The sequence below is a fragment of the Caballeronia sp. J97 genome, assembly GCF_905220305.1.
In the GTDB taxonomy this organism is placed as follows: domain Bacteria; phylum Pseudomonadota; class Gammaproteobacteria; order Burkholderiales; family Burkholderiaceae; genus Caballeronia.
The window spans coordinates 1-15,325 of sequence record NZ_CAJMZL010000044.1 but is presented as its reverse complement, the minus strand read 5'-3'; the positions used below and the strand labels follow the sequence as shown (position 1 = coordinate 15,325).

Sequence of the window (15,325 nt, the reverse complement as noted above, 5' to 3'; positions counted from 1 at the left end):
CGGTCTCATGCGATTTCGACATTGGCTTGTCCCTCAGAACTGCGGATTGAGCGGGAAGCGCGGATCGGTGCCGAACCACTTCTTGTAGAGCTGCGCATTGAGCTTCGACGCATTGATGTTGAAGAGGAACAGGTTCAGGTAATTGAGCCATGCCTGATCGCCTGCCTTCACCCCGAATGCGTTGTACTCGAGCGGCACGAGCGCTTCGTTCGTGACGGTCAGTTCCGGATCGAGCGTCGCCTGATAGGCAAGGAAGTTGTTGTCCTCGATCATCGCGTCCGCCTGACCTTGTTTGACAGCGAGGATCGCGGCCTGCGAGCTGTCGTATTCCTGGATCTTGATCGGGATGTTCAGCGAGCGGACTTCGTCGCCGTTGGTCGAGCCCTTCACGGTGGCGATGGTCCGGTTGCCCATGTCCTTCACCGACTGGATGCCGCTGCTCTTCTTCACGAGCAGCGCCTCGCTGGCGACGACATACGGCGTCGTGAATTCGATGACCTTCGCGCGCTCCAGGTTGCGCGTGAAGTTGCAGAACACGACGTCGACCTTGCTCGTCTGCAGGTTCGGAATCCGGTTCGCGCTCGTCGTGTTCACCACTTCGAGCTTGACGCCCATCTGCTTGGCCAGCTCCTTGGCAAGATCGACGTCGTAGCCGTCGGGCTGACCGTTCTTGTCGTAAAAGCCGAACGGCGCGAAGGTCAGGCAGTCGCCAACGCGCAAGGTCCCGCGCTGCAGCACCGCCTGGAGTGTCGAAGAACCCGCAGCCGCGCCGCCGCCTTCGGCCGGCGTGGAAACCTTGGTGCACGCCGACATCGCCAGCGCCCCGGCGATGATGAAGAGCGAGAGCGCTCTGGCGCCGATGATCGAGAGTTTCATGTGCAGGTCCTGATTGAGAGGATGATGTAAGGAACCGGTTCCAGAACGAATCAGAACGATCAGTCGAGCGATCACTCGTGTCCGGTATATCGGACAGACATCTGGCTAGTCGGAATGAGAGGAAGTGTTGGGCAAGAGAATTCCGGGCGCAAGCGGCCAGAACCCTAATTGCGAGACGTTTTTTGATCGGATAAGGAACGCGACGCCGCGACCGGGCCAAGCCGGGCGCGTCTTGTCGGGTCGTAATGGATCGGCTCGTCGAAGCGCGGCCGGCCGAGTAGAAAGCCGAAGCCGAAGCGAAGGTTCATGCCGGCGCGATCACGCCGACTGTGAAATCATTGGCTGGCGCCCGTACCGATCCCCGCCTTTTTCTGAGCGTTCTGCAAGTCTTGGGGATAGTTGGGGTCGTTGGCCCGGGCCGGGTTGTAGCCCGCGTCCTCGAGCTTTTTCAGCTCGGCGTTCTTCTTCGCGCGCGCCTGTTTTCGTGCGGCTTTTTTATCGGCTTTCGTCGTGGGTGCGGCTTGTGTCGCGTCAGTGGCGGTCGAACCGGTATCCTGAGCATAGGAAAGCGAGGCCGCCGAAGCACCCGCAACGCCCATGAAGAATGACACAGCAATGCTTGCTAGCTTCGTTCTCACGGTGATTCTCCGTTCGCTTGGAGGACATGCGTTCAGGGAAGTATAGGGCGTTCGTGACAACACATCATTCCGGAAAGCCAACCGATGCAAATCATCGTCGATGCCGACGCCTGCCCCGCCGTCGCGAAAGATATCCTCTTTCGCGCGGGCCCACGCATGAAGGTGAACGTGACGCTGGTCGCGAATCAATTCCTTCGCACGCCACCCTCACCCTGGATACGCGCAATTCAGGTGCCAGCCGGCTTCGACGTGGCCGACGCCCGCATCGTCGAGATGGCGCAGGCCGGCGATCTCGTCATCACGGCGGACATTCCGCTTGCCGCCTCGGTCATCGCGAAGGGCGCGTTCGCGCTCGATCCTCGTGGCGAATGGATGAATGCGGACAACATCGACGAACGTCTGTCGATCCGCGCGATGATGGATCAGTTGCGCGGCTCCGGCGTGCAGACGGGCGGACCTCCGCCCTACGCGCCACGCGACGGGAAAAACTTCGCCGCGCAACTCGACCGGTTCCTCGCGAAGAACAAACGTCCCGGCTAGAAGCGATGCGCCGATGACACCGACGCCGCAGCGGTTCTGTCAAGCGCGCTCGCCGATGATCTTCCGGATCGCTTCCTCGAACGCTTCGGAGGGCTGGCCGCCGCTCACCAGATACTTGTTGTCGAAGATGATCGCAGGCACGGACTGAATGCCGAGTTGCTGGAACTCCCGTTCTTCGGCCCGCACTTCGTCTGCATAGGCGCCCGCTTCGAGCACGGCGCGCGCCTGTTCGCCGTCGAGGCCGACACTTCGGGCCGCATCGATGAGCACGTCGCGATCGCTCGTATCCTTGCCCTCACCGTGATAAGCGCGCAGCAGCGCGAGCTTGAGCGGCAGTTGCTTGCCTTCGATACGCGCCCAATGCAGCAGCCGATGCGCGTCGAAGGTGTTGTAGACCCAGTTGCGTTCACCGAAGGCGAAACCTTCACGCGCGCCGCGCTCGCGGATCATCGCCTGCGTCTCGCTGATCTGCTCGGGCGTGCGGCCGTACTTGCGGCCGAGATAATCGACGATGCGCTCGCCTTGCGCACCCATGTCCGGATTCAGCTCGAACGGATGCAGCGTGATGCGCGCATCGACGTCATCGCCGATACGCTCGAGTGCGCGTTGCAGGGAAGACAGGCCGATGGCGCACCACGGACAGGCAATGTCGGAAACGAAGTCGATTTGGAGAATACGAGACATATGCTTCGTGAAAATTGGACTTGAGCCGGACAGGCTAGCGCAAATCGTCCGGGCTTGCCGCCGGGCCACGATCTCATTGCGCGAATTTCGATTTACGCGTGTCCTTCGCGGCGTCCGCGAACAGTTCGATCGCGACGCCTCGCAGCCAGCGATTGCCTTCGTCCTGATGAACGCGCGCGTGCCACAGCAGATGGATGGGCGCGGCGGGCAGGGTCGAAGGGAACGCACGCAGGCTGAGCGAGAACGGCTGTGCCAGTTGCAAGGCCAGCCGCTCCGGCACCGTCGCGATCAGATCGGTGCGTTGCAGGATATAGCCGACGCTCATGAAGTGCGGCACCGTCAATCGCACACGGCGCTGCACGCCGCGCCGCTTCAGCCAGTCTTCGACCTGGCCGTGCCCCGTGCCGGCGGACACCACGACGAGATGCTCGGCTTCCCGCCACGCCGCGAGCGTGAGCGGCGCGTCTTCCAGTGCGTGACCGCGCCTGAACAGACAGACGTAACGCTGATCGAACAGACGACGCTGATAGAAGCCGCCCTTGAGTTGCGGCAACAGGCCGATGGCGAGATCCACCCGGCCGTCGGCCATCTCGTCGCTCAAATTGACGCCCGAGTCGCGCACGGTATTGAGCGCGATGCCCGGCGCTTCGCGGGACAACCGTTCGACCAGCGCGGGCAGAAAAACGACCTCGCCGATATCCGTCATGCCGATCGTGATCGTGCCCGTGGCGCGCAGCGGATCGAAACCCATCGCGGGGTTGAGCGCGGCGTGCAGGGTCGCGAGCGCATGTGAAACCGGCTCGGCCAGGCGCAGCGCGAATGGCGTGGGCACCACGCCGCCCGGTCCGCGCACGAACAGCGGATCACCGAGTCTTCGACGCAGCTTGGCGAGCGCATTGCTCACGCCGGGCTGGCTCATGTTCATCTGCTCGGCGACGGAAGACACGCGCCGTTCCTGCATCAGTCGCTGGAAAAGCAGCAGCAGATTGAGATCGATGTCGTTCAGTTCCATGATCCGGCTATCTGGCGCTCATTGATTGTGGTGATGATGCGCATTCGTCCCATTTTATTGTGGAATGCCGGTGGGCTGCTGAGAATGCAAGCGCGGACTCAACACACGGAGACACATCATGGGACAGCTGGATCTGAAAATCGCCATCGTCGGAGCGGGTATCGGCGGCCTCACGCTCGCGCTCGCACTGCGGGAACACGGCGTCGACGCGCAGCTTTACGAGCAGACCGACGCGCTTCGCGAAGTCGGCGCGGCCGTCGCGCTGTCGGCGAATGCGACACGCTTCTACGAGCGCATGGGGCTGCGTTCAGCCTTCGACGCGGTGTGCGCCGACATACCCGCGCTGATCTATCGCGACGGGCGCAGCGGCAAAGTCATCGGGCAGCATAGCGGCGCACCGAGCTATCGGGAGCAGTTCGGCGGTTCGTACTGGGGCGTGCATCGTGCCGATTTGCAAGCTGTGCTGTCGCAAGCGGTCGGGCTCGAACGCATCAGTCTCGGACATCGGCTGATCGATCTCGTGCAGCATCCGGATCGCGTGAGTCTGAGTTTCGCCAACGGCCGGCGCGTCGATGCCGATCTGGTGATCGGCGCGGATGGCGCGCGCTCGATCACGCGCCGCTGGATGCTCGGCTACGACGACGCGCTGTATTCGGGCTGCTCGGGCTTTCGTGGCGTCGTGCCGGCCGGACGCATGGATTTGCTGCCCGATCCCGAAGCCATCCAGTTCTGGATGGGTCCGCAGGGTCACCTGCTTCACTATCCGATCGGCGACGAAGGCGACCAGAACTTTCTCCTGGTCGAGCGTCATCCGTCGCCGTGGCCATCGCGTGACTGGGTCGTGACGGCGAGCGAGGGCGAGCAGTTGCGCCTGTTCAAGGACTGGCATCCGGCCGTCGTGCAGATGATCACGGCGACGCCGATCAGTCAGCGCTGGGGGCTGTTCCATCGCCCGCCACTGGGACGCTGGAGCAAAGGGCGTGTGACGCTGATCGGCGACGCCGCGCACGCGCTCGTGCCGCATCACGGTCAGGGCGCCAATCAGTCGATCGAAGATGCTGTGGTTCTGGCCGCGCAATTGGCGAAGGCCGGTTCGGGGCAGTGGCGCGAGGCGCAGGAGGCCTACGAGCGGCTACGCCGGGGCCGCACGCGCAAGGTGCAATATGCGTCGATCGCGACGGCGGACGTGCTGCATCTTCCGGACGGGCCCGAGGCGCTGGAACGCAACGCTCGACTTCGAGGCCGCGACAGCCTGATGCGCCATCTCGACTGGATTCACGATTTCGACGCACTGGAACAGGAGCCGAGCGAACGTCAGGGCGGCACGTGGCTCTGAATGCCGTGCTGTTTGCATCGCGGCGGTCTCGGCGCGGCGTCATGGGATAGCGGCACAGCAGCGACGCGCGCCCGAAAGTCACCGTATCGGGTGGACAAGGCATCGGGCGCGCCGAGTGCACATTGTGCGTGTTGACCATCTTGCTAGCCGTGGCCTGTAGCGTCGTGAAGTCGGTGCTCGATCGCACCGTTCGACGTGCAAGGAGGTGATTGTGTTAGACCGTTAGTTGCAGCGTGGCGATTGCGAAACTGCGTCCCTATCCCTGCCCTATCAGCCTCTGGCCTTCCCGGGCCGCATCTTGTTGAAGACGTATCCCGAGAATCCGTCTCTCAGGTCGGGATATTTGTGAATGATGTGTTCGACGAGATCGCTCGATGGATCGATGCCCAGCCTGCGCAAGGTCAGTTTCCCGGCTGGACTCGTCTTGTAGGTGCGCCGCCAATCCTCTCGCTGCCGTGGCGTCGCGGCTTCGTAAACTTCCCAGCCGCGACGGACTTCATCGACGATCCGGTTTTGAGCGTTCACGTCCTGAGCTGCGACCTGCAATGCCCGACGCGCTTCAGCCTGCTCCTTCGCTTCGGCTTCGCGTCGATCGGTCAGTGCGAGGTCTACCTGAATCTGGACCATCTGACGCTCTGCATCCGAGACGATCCAGCCTTCTTTCAGCGCCTTCATGAAAAAGCCCGCCGGACTCTTCGACACTTTGCCGAGCTTCAGGCTAAAGCGCGTGCGTTCGATTGCCTGCTCCAGGCGTTCGTCGGTGTAGGTGTCCCTGTCGGAAGCGATCTGGTTGAACTGTGCGCTGGACAGACCGATTTCCTGTTTGAGCGTCTGATACAGCGCCTGCGCGTGCTCGTGCGTGTGAAGCAGGCGCTCGGCCATCTCCTTTCGCTCAACGCGAAAGCGCATGCGTCCGATCTTGCGAGAGCCCGGTTCATTGCGCGTCTCGTACGACAGGGATAGATCGGACACCTCATTGATCTGGTCCACTGCCGGTGCAAGCCAGTCCCGCTTGAAGTATTTGAATTCCTGAGCCTTCGCGCCCATCGTTCCCTGCCACGCGCGCAATTCGTCGAGTGTGAACCAGTCGGTTAAGCCCTCGGCCGCGTAAGGAAGAAGATGGTCGTACATCACGCGCGCATAGCTGAGCGTGAAAAGAGACGTGATGCGCAGGCTTAGCCAGTGAGACTTTCCGGGGCCGCGAATGATCCCGATGAGATCAGGAGGTACGCGAAACTGGAATCGGCCTCCCAGATACGAGATCCGTCCGATCAGTTGAACCGATCCAAACGGCTTGGATCCGTCAGCGTCAGGGTCGGCAGTCGCCTGAATGAGCGCTCGCTGCGCCTCCGTGATTACCTGTTCCAGGTGCGCGTTGTTGCGACTCGAGTAGCGCATCAGCCACTTGAAATAGTCCAGTTCGACATCGTAGAGATCGTGGACCTTATCTTCCTGTGCGACGATGAAATAAGCCGCATCGATGAGGCGACGCGCTGCCACGCCGAGGTCGACGATCCGGATAAGCACGTTCTTGCGCGAAAAACCGATGTCCGATCGGGCAGCTTCGACGGGCAAGCCCTCGGCATTCGCATCGTCGAATAAAGCCAGCGCCAGTTGCCTGGACGTGGCCACCTGCCCTGCTGTCGTCATTCCGCCTCCGTCTCCAGTGCCGCATTTGGTTGTCGAGCGGTACGTTAACGGCTGCAAGGTGAGCTGTCAACACAAACTACCTCACCTTTATGCCGTGCAGACACAGGAAACCTCACCTTGCGCGATCTTCCTCACAATTCGCCTCACCGTCACGCGTAAACCGCTCACCTCTGACGCCAATTCGCCTCACTGTAGCGGGGTAAACACAGCACTATCTCGCTCAATCAACATCACCCGCGACACAATACACCTCACAATTCGAGCGTAACTCTATGATTTAACGAGAAGTGTGATGTGCTAGTTAGTGGTGGTAGGTTTTGTTGTTTAAAAAATAACTAACAACCGGTATGCACGGCGGATCTTTGCGCAAGGACGCTCGGAAGAATCTTTCCGAAGGTTTTCGCCGTTTCAGTCAAGTCGAGGCACAAATTAGAGGTGAGGCGAATTGTGATTGACTGCGCTAGTAGATGACCCCGCGTCCGCTTTCGATGCGCGCCGGTGAGGTATTTTGTGTCGGGAGCGAGGGGTTGCTCGAATTTCTGAACCCGTTCATCTGACGAATTCGGGAACTCATGCTGCAAACGAGGTTCACAATGACTCGCAAGTCATTGAAAGAAGACGTCTTTTTTCACCAGCTCTCGCTGACAGCAAATTTCAATCAATTCCAATAGCCATTCATCGCTGTGGCGAGTATTCTACGGTTCGACATTCAGTTACACCAAAACCGTGGAAACACCACTGAGCGTGAAGAAAACGCCTCACCGTGGACTTAAAAGGAAGCGCGCGAATGAATTTGAGTGAACTCCCCGGGATTAATCGGCGGGTAAAACTCTCCAACTTGGGAGAGTTTGCAGAACGTCTGTCGGTCATGACCAACGAGCTGCGAGATCAGATCCTGGCCCCCCGGCCGCGGAAGACGGCTCCCGCCTTCACAATAGGCGAACTGTCGGACATGTGCGGAATCGACCGGCAGAAGATCAACTATTTGGCGACCAAGGAAGGAAGCGACTTGCCGCCGGGCGAAACCCACGGGACAGGGCGCGCCCGCATCTTCTCGCTGAAGGATGCCCGGACCTGGGTACAACAGGTCTCCGATATCTACCAGACGCCGCTTGTATCAGGGACGCGTGAGCATCGCGGTCGCGTGTTGATCACAGCGAACTTCAAAGGCGGGTCGTGCAAGACCACGACGTCGATGTGCATCGGCCAAGGACTGAGTCTGCGCGGCCGCAAGGTTCTCATGATCGACCTCGACCCACAAGCATCGCTTTCGGAACTCTGTGGTTTGTACGCGGAGAAAGATGTGACCTGGGAAGATACCGTCCTGCCGTATATCTACGATCCGGATATCGAGGGAGGCCTTTCCGCGAAGGTGCAGAGTACGTACTGGGACGGTCTGGACGTAATCCCGGCTCACAACTATCTGCATGACGCCGAGTTTCATCTGCCGACTGCGCAAAAGACGAATGCGAACTTCGAGTTCTGGTCGGTATTGCGCAAAGGGATCGAACCGCTGCGCGCGCAATACGACTACATCATTCTCGACACCGCGCCGTCGCTTTCTTATATGACGCTAAACGGACTGATGGCAGCTGATTCGATGGTGATGCCGCTTGTTCCCGAGAGCCTCGACTTCATTTCTTCGGTCTCGTTCTGGTCTCTGTTTGCGGAGGTCGCCAATGGTTTTGTCGAGCACGAAGTGGACAAGACCTATGACTTCGTCTCGGTGCTCCTTTCAAGAGTCGATTACGGAAATACCTCGTCTGCTCCGGTTGTTCGCTCGTGGTCGCAGCGTGCTTATGGAGATTGGCTGCATACCACCGAAATTCCGGCGAGCTCGGTCATGAGCAACGGTGCCTTGGCCTTCTCTACCGTGTTCGACCTGTCACGCGCGGAGACGGTGGCGAAAACGCTGGCACGTGTGAAGCAGCCGATGGTGGATTACTGCAAATGGATCGATGACCAGTATGTCGAGCAATGGAGGGCCGGACAATGAGCAGCCTTCGTGACCGCATGATGAGCAAGACCGCTGAAGTTCGGGCGGCAAAAGACATTCAACTCGATCCGCAGCAAGAGAAGGCCGTGAGCCCGCGCACTGCGCCGGGAATGGCCGCTGCGCTCGCTGCCGCACAGCAGCGCATTGCCCAGTTGGAGCAAGCCGGTCCCGCATCGGAAGCGCCGGTTTCGGAAATCGTCCCGAATCCTTGGCAGCCACGACAGGTGTTCAACGACGCAAAGCTCGTTCAACTTGCCGAGTCGATCCGCGAAGCCGGACTGGTTCAACCGATCGTAGTTCGACGTGTCGGCTCGGGATATCAGATCGTGGCGGGCGAGCGTCGATGGCGCGCGCACAAGATGATCGGAAAGGAGTCGATCAAAGTTCTGGTTGTCGATCTGTCGGATGAAGAGATGGCTATGCTCGCCCTCGTGGAAAACGTAGCGCGCGAAGATTTGTGCGACTACGAGATTTCACGGTCGATTCGACGGACGGAGAAGGAGTTTCCGAATCGGAAGCGGATGGCCGAAGCGTTGGGCATCTCTCGTTCGGAGCTTTATCGCTATCTGTCGTTTGGAGAGTTGCCGGATTTTGTGGTTCAGGATCTGGACGTGCAACCTAGGCTGCTGGGCGCGACGGCGGCAGAGAATGTGGTTTCCGTACTCCGCGGGCGTAACGGCGCCGCGTTTGAAATTGCGAGAGGTTTGTGGTCCAAGGTAGTGGCGGGCGATTTGGATCAGTCGAAATTCGGCAAGGCGATCAAACAGGCGTTGGACGATGAGGGCAAGCCCGCGGTCGGTGTCAGCGATCGCAGCATTGACAAGATTTTCGCGGGCGGATCGCAAGCTGGCTCGATCACGAAAGACTCGGTGGGACTGACAGTCAAAATCAAAGCGGGGATGTTGACCGCTGACAAGGAGCGGCAAATCCGGGATTTGATCGCCCAACTATTTGCTGATAACGGCTGATGTTTTCGACGCATTGGGTCGACTTACATCGATTTCTTGCATCGGTGTCGCGATAGCAGGAATTCCTCACAACCCGCTGAAGTGTCTCAACTTGGGACACTCGCGGCGCGGCATCTTTCGCGGAAGTTTTTCAAGGTATCCACCAGGTGTGTCCCGACTTGGGACACGGTTTTGCGTCTGCAGTCTGATGCGAGAACTTGGAACGCTAATGTGTGTTGGCGGTTAGAGATTTATCAAAGGCTGCCGAGGCGGCGCCTCGAACTGTGTCTGCCGCGAATAACTGAACTCCAGTTGTGTGCGTCAAATTGTGCAGAAACCGGATGCCGGTGGTTTCAGTTGATCCTTCTGTGCGGCGTGCTGCGCTAGGGGCGTAGCACGCAGTGCCGAACGCCCGTGGTCGTCCGAGGCAACAAACTCGACGCCTGACAGGGCCGCGCTTCTTGAGCGCCAGAAGGAACGCTTTCCAACTCGACTGGTTTTCGCGGTTGGCCAACTCCACAGCCGGCGGCCCTCCCAGTGGATGTCGATGGCGATCAGCACCGCCTGCGAACGGATCACGCCCGACTCACGCACCTTCTCATAGCACGCGTCGACGATCAGATACGGATACGCTTCTTTCAGCGGCCGGTGTACAAACTTCGCCAGCGTCGCATCAGCCCTTTGTTGATCGCCGGAATCGCTGCGACCGCGCAGTTCTTCGGTAATCGCCTTGACCTTGCGCGTAGACACACCCTGCACGTACATCTCGGCCAACGCCGCCACCAACGCCTTCTCGCTGCGCGCATAGCGCTCGAACAGCGCAGTTGAGAATTCGCCATGCCGATCACGTGGCACGCGCAGCTCGAGTTTGCCGATGCGCGTCACCAAAGCGCGGCCGTAGTAGCCGCACGATAGCCGCTTCGCGTCTGGCTGCGCTCATTGGGCGCAGCGCTCAGCAGCTCCTGCAGCGCATCCTTCATGGGCGCCTTCATCAGGTCCCGGTCGCCGGCAACCAGCGCTTCCGCTGGCGGCCGGTTCGTACTACGCGTGATCGTGGCCATGGCGTAAGCCCTCCCGAGTGTTGATTGACGAACTGGACATTCATCAACTTACACAACGGCCACCCGTGCTTCTGCGCTCCTGCCGCCTTAGCATTTCTGCACATCCTTAAGCACGCTACCTGAACTCCCGTCTGGATCTAGGCGCAACAGAGCTAACAATCCGAGGCTCGATGCAGCGCGTTCTCGTGTGCGTTGGTCATGAAAGAGCATCTCGCCATGCCCGTAGCCGCAAATGCGTTAGACGAGAAAAAAGCCGGATTAACTTCCCCGCGTGCCTTTGGCCGCCACAAAGAGTCTGCAAGATGCGGCATGGATGCTATGTGTGGAGCTCGAATCACGACCGCTTGAGTGACGGTTCGGTCTTAACCCTGAGCATTCCGTGAAACAATTGCAACACGTGGCATCAATTCCTCCGAGACCCACCGGCATGGGCCTCAGCGTGATTTTTCATCTGCTATCGAGGAAATGTTTCACGGCATCGGAGCAGCGGGTTGGCGGAGCGCCGGCTGCCACCGTGCCTGAGCCTTTGAAAGAAGGCGGATTTGGTTGTCTGTGACAATCAATACGAGAGTTGTAGCTTTGTTACGCCACCGCGCTCGTGTGCTGACGCCCCCGAACGTCGCCAATAGTCAGTTTGTCGGCACGGGAGCTAATGAGAAGACCGCCTAAACTACTCGGGTGCCCGACATAAGCAGGCCCTCGCCGATTCATCTGTGAGCTAGTAAGAGAACCGGAATACGATGCGCATCTCGCGGGCGACCAGCCGTTTTCGAATCAACGCGCCCGCACGTTTGCCTTGGCAACCTTACGTGCGCGCCAGTAACTAGCCAAGCGCTGTTCGCCCGAAATCGGGATCAGGCGCGGAATAAGAATATCCAGCGTCGCGATCAACGAGAGCAATACAACAGTGATAAACGCCATCGTGCCAAGAAACTCGAGCAAAGACATGTTCACCTCGTCCGGTCGCGGAACCACTTGTGTCGGAACATCTACCGGACTTGAGTATGCGCGAGGCACCGCAGTAGCTATGCCGCGATAAGCCGGCAAATTACACGTCTGTTCGACGATTGAGTTCCGCGGCGCGTGACAGCTTCGCGCGCCGCGGACCAGTATCGTCAGAAGCGTCACATGAGCATTGATTCACGCCGCGATTGCGCACGCCGCCTCGACCGCGTGCGGCCGGGCTCTCGCGATCGAGTTCTCGATTGTCCTGCGAGTCGAAGGTGCGGACGCATTTAGTTGATGCCAGCGTTGTAGGAATCGCCGTTGGCCCGGACCAAGCCGCGCTGACTGTGTCGAGACGCGCTAATGACGCTCCCCGTGTCATTCTTGTGCTGTAGCCGAGCGTAACGATGTAGAAGTCGAACGCGGAATCGGCATCTGCGTGTTCAATCGCGCCATCTCCCTCGTCAGAAGGGTGAGAGTGCGAAATCCGCTGAGCATGCGCAACCTGACGATGCCCTCAGGTAGTGCGATATTTAATTCGGATGACGAATCAAATGCCACTGCTTTATCGAAAGCACTGTACAGCACAGTTTCCGCGGACCAACTCCGTTAACGGATCGATCGTCACGCGGACGTGCTCGATTGCTTCGTCCACGCGCTAGAGTAGATGCCGAAGCGTCGACGTGTCTCTACCGGCGTCGTGGGGTTGAATGTTCGTAGGTTGTATCCACGAAGGAATGGATCAGACGTCAAAACGTGGCATTCGCCCGAACTCGAAAAATGCAACTAATAGTGATAGCCCGGCATTTCTTACGGACAACCCCATCGTCATGTATCGAATTGCGCTGCTGGCTAGCAGGCGAGGAAACGAAAAGCGTGCCGGGTATCCGTCGAATGCGGCACCTATAGAACGGGGCGCTACATCAATCCGTGCTCGACCGTGCGCCCCGACATCTCACTTCGTAGCGGCAACCACAAATGCGTCCGACCGGTCCGGCAGCGTCAGCGCCGCCAGAATCCGGCTGTCGCTGAAAAACACGACGCCCGTGACCGTCGCGCCCGGATACGAGCAAGGTGCGGGTCCAAACGTGATTGCGGCGTCGAGAAAGTCCTTGTTTCCATGAGGCGTTGCCGTTCCGCTGAACGTGCAGCCGCTCAGCCCCGTACCCTTGATTGCGCCGTCCTGGCCGATCGAGAACGCAGTGGTCTCTGAGCCTTTCGTCGATCCCGCCGCGCCCGAGTACGTCCCAGCGACGGACGACAGCGAAACTGGCCGTTCGTACGCGGCATCGTAAAGCACATTGAACTTGATGCTGCTCTGCTTTGCCGTGCTCGTGTAGATCGCGCCCTGGACGCTATTTCTTTCGTTGTAGCCAGCAAGGACGGGCGTATCGATTGCCGCTTTGCCGGTGATGTCGAAGGTCCGAGCATTGTCGGACTGAAGCGTTCCATGAGAGGCGGTAGCGGCACCCTGTATCAATCCGAAGGCGTTGGTCGTCGTGTTTGCGTACACGAAATAGAAAGCGCCCGTTTCGAGTACGACGCCGCCCACGACGTTGCTGCTCGCATCGGTTCCCGAGTAGAGGCCTTGGGCGGCATTCGCCTCTGGCGCTGTCGACGTACTATCCGAACCGCCTCCACCTCCGCCGCATCCGGCCAAAACGAATGTAAGTGCAGATACCGCAACGACGAGTTTCATGCTTGTTCTAGTGTCTTAACTTGCGCATGCGGCAAGGGAATAAAAAAAGCGCCGGCCGGGCGTTCGAAGTGACCCGGCAGCGGATGAACCGGCGGGTGATTCAGGCGCACCCGCCACGGCACGATTTCGGCCGTCTCTCTTGGTAACGGCATCGAAGAGGGCGACTTGAGGCGATGTTATCGATCGACGACCTTATTTGCCCTTGCCCAGATCACGCAGACGCATGCCCGCCATCAGGTCGTTGCCGAGTTTTTCGAGCGAGACACCGCGCGTTTCAGGCACATAGAAGAACACGACGATCCCAAAGATCACGTTGAGGAGGGCATACAGCACGAAGGTGTTCGCTTCGCCGGCAGAGGACAACAAGCTAAGAAACGTAGCCGCGACAGCCATGTTGGCCACCCAGTTGACGAGCGTCGATACAGCGATGCCGAAGTCACGCCCCTGCTGCGGTTGAATCTCCGAGCACAGGATCCATACGAGCGGACCGGCGGACATGGCGAATCCCGCGATGAAAAGCAGCAGCGCCGCGACGGCCAGAATTTGCGCGGTGAGACCAGCCACACCTGCATGCAGGAGAAACCCGAGGGAGCACATGCCGATTGCCATCACGGCGCAGCCCGCATAGAGAATCGGCTTGCGGCCCCAACGATCGACGAAAGCGATTGCACCGAAGGTCGCCAATACGTTGACGAGACCGACGATGACCGTCGCCCACAGTTGCTGCTCATGCGTCGCGAACCCAGCCAGTTCAAAGATGCGCGGTGCGTAGTACATCACGACGTTGATGCCAGTGAGTTGCTGGAAGACCTGTAGCACGACACCCAGCAGCACGGAGCGGCGAAAGTTCGAATTCTTTCGCAGCAGGCTCCATCCGCGTTGTGGTCGAGTGTTGTCGTCGTTGACCTGTTCGAGCTCGGCTTGAACATCGGCCGGATTAGCGTAAAGGCGCTGCAGTACGGCGCGCGCTTCCTGGGCGCGGTTTCGCTGAAGCAACCAGCGCGGGCTGTCGGGAAGGGCGAGCACGCCTGCCAGGAAGAACGCGGCGGGAATCGCGATGACGCCGAGCATCCAGCGCCAGTCGGCGACGTAGGAAAGCCCGATGTTCGACAGGAAAGCAGCCAGAATCCCTACGGTGATCATCAGTTGATACGTCGAGATCATGGCGCCCCGCACCTGCCGCGGCGCAACTTCCGAAAGATAGAGCGGTGCGGTAAACGACGCCATGCCGACCGCAAGGCCGAGCAGCAACCGGGCTCCGATCAAATGAGCCGGGCTACCCGCGAACCCGGACCAGAGCGATCCCGCGATGAAAAGTATCGCCGCCAGCACGAGCGCGTAACGGCGTCCGAGGCGCCCCGACAGCCAGCCCGCACCGAGTGCGCCGATCGCTGCGCCTACCATCATCGAGCTGACGATCCATTCCTGCGCGCGGTCGCTCAGTACGAAATGCTTCGCGATGAAGGGCAGTGCGCCCGAGATCACCCCGATGTCGAGGCCGAACAGCAGGCCGGCAAGCGCCGCCATGAGGCAGACAAAGAGACCGTATCGTCGGGATTTCGAGGGTGTCGGGACGCTGCTGTCGGTGAGAGTGCTCATGCGAGGTGTCTCCAGGTTGTTTTTCATACCGGTCACGGTTGCGGTCGGGCGGCTTCGCGCTGATCGCTTCATCTGCGTGCATGATCGGACTTGAGAATTAGCGTTGGATGAGCGCGCGGTGAAGGTTGCCCGAGTGCCGGCCAAGATGACCAAGGATCGACGCCGATCGTTTCTTCGTTGTCGCTCATCAATGTCCCGACTTCGCGATCCCGCTCCGAAATGACCCGATTAATTTTTTTGAAAAAGGCGCTTGACGGCGGCGAAATAGCCCCGCATAATTCGCCTCCCGTTGAATGACGGCGCGCAAGAAAGCAAGCGAAAGCAAAGCAAATAACTGCGCAA

The 15,325-nt window shown here is 59.6% G+C and carries 15 protein-coding genes; 4 read left to right on the top strand and 11 right to left on the bottom strand.

The features are described from left to right. Positions 1-33 precede the first annotated feature (33 nt). Together U4Y90_RS33015 and U4Y90_RS33010 are read right to left on the bottom strand one after the other, a co-directional pair. Positions 34-876 (bottom strand): transporter substrate-binding domain-containing protein, encoded by an 843-nt coding sequence (locus U4Y90_RS33015; protein ID WP_321801029.1) that lies wholly within the window; start codon positions 874-876, stop codon positions 34-36. A gap of 335 nt (positions 877-1,211) precedes the next feature. Next, entirely contained in the window at positions 1,212-1,475 is a 264-nt protein-coding gene (locus U4Y90_RS33010; protein WP_321801077.1) for a hypothetical protein, read from the bottom strand. A 123-nt stretch (positions 1,476-1,598) separates the two neighbouring features. On the opposite strand from U4Y90_RS33010, the gene U4Y90_RS33005 reads away from it, so the two are divergent. Further along, a complete protein-coding gene (locus U4Y90_RS33005) occupies positions 1,599-2,054 on the top strand; it encodes a YaiI/YqxD family protein (protein WP_321801028.1) in 456 nt (151 codons plus the stop codon). 39 nt (positions 2,055-2,093) lie between these two features. Here U4Y90_RS33005 and U4Y90_RS33000 read toward each other — a convergent pair whose 3' ends face one another. Further along, a complete protein-coding gene (locus U4Y90_RS33000; RefSeq protein WP_321801026.1) occupies positions 2,094-2,738 on the bottom strand; it encodes a DsbA family oxidoreductase in 645 nt (214 codons plus the stop codon). A gap of 73 nt (positions 2,739-2,811) precedes the next feature. Further along, positions 2,812-3,750 carry a LysR family transcriptional regulator gene (locus U4Y90_RS32995; RefSeq protein ID WP_321801025.1) on the bottom strand — a complete coding sequence of 313 codons (939 nt, stop codon included), beginning with the start codon at positions 3,748-3,750 and terminating at the stop codon, positions 2,812-2,814. Positions 3,751-3,868: 118 nt separating this feature from the next. On the opposite strand from U4Y90_RS32995, the gene U4Y90_RS32990 reads away from it, so the two are divergent. Beyond that, complete coding sequence (locus U4Y90_RS32990; protein WP_321801023.1) at positions 3,869-5,086, top strand: FAD-dependent monooxygenase; 1,218 nt, start codon at positions 3,869-3,871, stop codon at positions 5,084-5,086. A 270-nt stretch (positions 5,087-5,356) separates the two neighbouring features. Here the strand turns inward: U4Y90_RS32990 and U4Y90_RS32985 are convergent, their stop codons facing one another. Then, complete coding sequence (locus U4Y90_RS32985) at positions 5,357-6,736, bottom strand: replication initiation protein (protein WP_321801021.1); 1,380 nt, start codon at positions 6,734-6,736, stop codon at positions 5,357-5,359. A 787-nt stretch (positions 6,737-7,523) separates the two neighbouring features. Between U4Y90_RS32985 and U4Y90_RS32980 the strand changes: the two genes are divergently transcribed. Together U4Y90_RS32980 and U4Y90_RS32975 are read left to right on the top strand one after the other, a co-directional pair. Continuing rightward, positions 7,524-8,732 (top strand): ParA family protein, encoded by a 1,209-nt coding sequence (locus U4Y90_RS32980; RefSeq protein ID WP_321801020.1) that lies wholly within the window; start codon positions 7,524-7,526, stop codon positions 8,730-8,732. Continuing rightward, the gene (locus tag U4Y90_RS32975) at positions 8,729-9,700 is read left to right on the top strand and encodes a ParB/RepB/Spo0J family partition protein (protein WP_321801019.1); all 972 of its coding nucleotides are present in this window, start codon (positions 8,729-8,731) and stop codon (positions 9,698-9,700) included. Before U4Y90_RS32980 ends, U4Y90_RS32975 begins: the two co-directional genes overlap by 4 nt. A gap of 300 nt (positions 9,701-10,000) precedes the next feature. Here U4Y90_RS32975 and U4Y90_RS32970 read toward each other — a convergent pair whose 3' ends face one another. The 6 genes from U4Y90_RS32970 to U4Y90_RS32950 all read right to left on the bottom strand — a co-directional run. Then, a complete protein-coding gene (locus tag U4Y90_RS32970) occupies positions 10,001-10,564 on the bottom strand; it encodes a transposase (RefSeq protein ID WP_415749438.1) in 564 nt (187 codons plus the stop codon). After that, on the bottom strand, positions 10,561-10,740 hold the full coding sequence (locus U4Y90_RS36215) for a hypothetical protein (RefSeq protein WP_415749437.1): 180 nt from the start codon (positions 10,738-10,740) through the stop codon (positions 10,561-10,563). Before U4Y90_RS36215 ends, U4Y90_RS32970 begins: the two co-directional genes overlap by 4 nt. Before the next feature lie 774 nt (positions 10,741-11,514). Beyond that, positions 11,515-11,688, bottom strand: a complete 174-nt coding sequence (locus U4Y90_RS32965) for a hypothetical protein (RefSeq protein ID WP_321801018.1) — start codon at positions 11,686-11,688, stop codon at positions 11,515-11,517. Positions 11,689-12,640: 952 nt separating this feature from the next. Further along, positions 12,641-13,384 (bottom strand): hypothetical protein, encoded by a 744-nt coding sequence (locus U4Y90_RS32960; RefSeq protein ID WP_321801016.1) that lies wholly within the window; start codon positions 13,382-13,384, stop codon positions 12,641-12,643. A 192-nt stretch (positions 13,385-13,576) separates the two neighbouring features. Further along, on the bottom strand, positions 13,577-14,983 hold the full coding sequence (locus U4Y90_RS32955; RefSeq protein ID WP_321801015.1) for a sugar porter family MFS transporter: 1,407 nt from the start codon (positions 14,981-14,983) through the stop codon (positions 13,577-13,579). A 68-nt stretch (positions 14,984-15,051) separates the two neighbouring features. Further along, the coding region (locus U4Y90_RS32950; RefSeq protein ID WP_321801014.1) for a hypothetical protein at positions 15,052-15,325 on the bottom strand (274 nt) is incomplete at its 5' end.